The following is a 1256-nucleotide window of genomic DNA, read 5'->3' as shown; positions in this document are numbered from 1 at the left end:
GTAGATACTCTGTTTAAGCACAAGCTTTTTTATGCTCTTCGCTGAATAATTTTGATGAATCAAAGGGCGTGTTTAATTTTAAGCACGCCCAGATTCCTGTCAGCATTTTACGCATCACTGCGCACAGTGCTTGCATCTTTTTCTTGCCACGTTGAATCAGCGACTGATAAAAAGCGCGCACATTAGCGTCGTGAGTCGCTGCAGACAAAGCTGGCATAAACAGCGCTGTGCGCAAATAAGAGTTACCTGCTTTGCTTAAGCGACCAGGTTTGTTAATGCTTGTTCCTGATTGCGTTAAGCGCACATCAAGGCCAGCAAAGCGGCTGACCTGTGATGATTTCAAATGCTCTGGAAGCAACTCCAGTTCGCAAATAATCATAATCGCGCTATTGGTTCCGATACCAACAGCTGCGGTTAAGTTTTCAAGTTTTTGCTTTAATTTTTCATTATTAGCAATAATTTCTAAAGCCATATTTCGCATGCGTTCAATGCGAAACTCTAAATACTCGATGCCTTCTAATTCATCATCAATTAGAGGCTGGTAGGTTGAATCTTTAGCCTGCAAGGCGTGCAAGTTGTTTTTAGCTTCAGTGCGCCGGCCGACTAACCTATTGATTTGTCTACCAATATCACGCAGAGATAGGAGTTTAGGATCAGGTGCTGTCCATAAGCGTGGCGTCATACGCTGCGCGTATTCAGCCAATAAAGCAGCATCAATACCGTCTGTTTTACTGTGCGTTAGCGTCAGCTTAGCGAAGTGATTAAAGCTGTTTGGATTGATCACTGAGACTTTTAAACCGCTGTTAAAAAGCACCACAGCAAGGTTTAAATAATAGATTCCAGTGGCCTCCATAACGACGCAGGCTGGGTCTAATTTAAGCAATTGGGCAGCAAGTTTCTCATGGTCTTTTGGTGTTTGCTGGTAGCTTTTTACAGCGCCATTTTTATCGTTTTTGCGAATCACTACTTCGAGCGCGGTTGCACCAATATCAATGCCAACAAAACTACTCATGCCTTTAATCCTCGAAGCTAATCAGTAATAATACTTACCGGTTCCCCGACCTCGCACTTTTTGCCTCTCAACCTTGCATATGCGAAGTCTCTTTTTGAGCTTCCGGATACTCTTCGAGATCAGCAAAGAGGCGGGGAGCCACTCTACATACGAGGTCAGTAAACTGCCTCAAGGTCGCCACGGCTTCCCCAGTAAATTGCTCTTATCTTAACGAATAATCGTTACTGACTAACATACAAGGTCG

The 1256-nt window shown here is 43.8% G+C and carries 1 protein-coding gene; it reads right to left on the bottom strand.

Annotated features, from left to right (window positions below):
* Positions 1–13 precede the first annotated feature (13 nt).
* Positions 14–1012 (bottom strand): IS110 family transposase, encoded by a 999-nt coding sequence (locus tag H591_RS0114480; protein WP_022967675.1) that lies wholly within the window; start codon positions 1010–1012, stop codon positions 14–16.
* Positions 1013–1256 lie beyond the last annotated feature (244 nt).

Origin of the sequence: Denitrificimonas caeni DSM 24390, from assembly GCF_000421765.1 — a bacterium.
GTDB classification, from domain to species: domain Bacteria; phylum Pseudomonadota; class Gammaproteobacteria; order Pseudomonadales; family Pseudomonadaceae; genus Denitrificimonas; species Denitrificimonas caeni.
This window is presented reverse-complemented; position numbering and strand designations above follow the sequence as displayed.

What these genes read in the sequence shown, in the direction of transcription:
- H591_RS0114480 (WP_022967675.1), bottom strand. Translation starts at nt 1,012, where the DNA reads ATGAGTAGTTTTGTTGGCATTGATATTGGTGCAACCGCGCTCGAAGTA.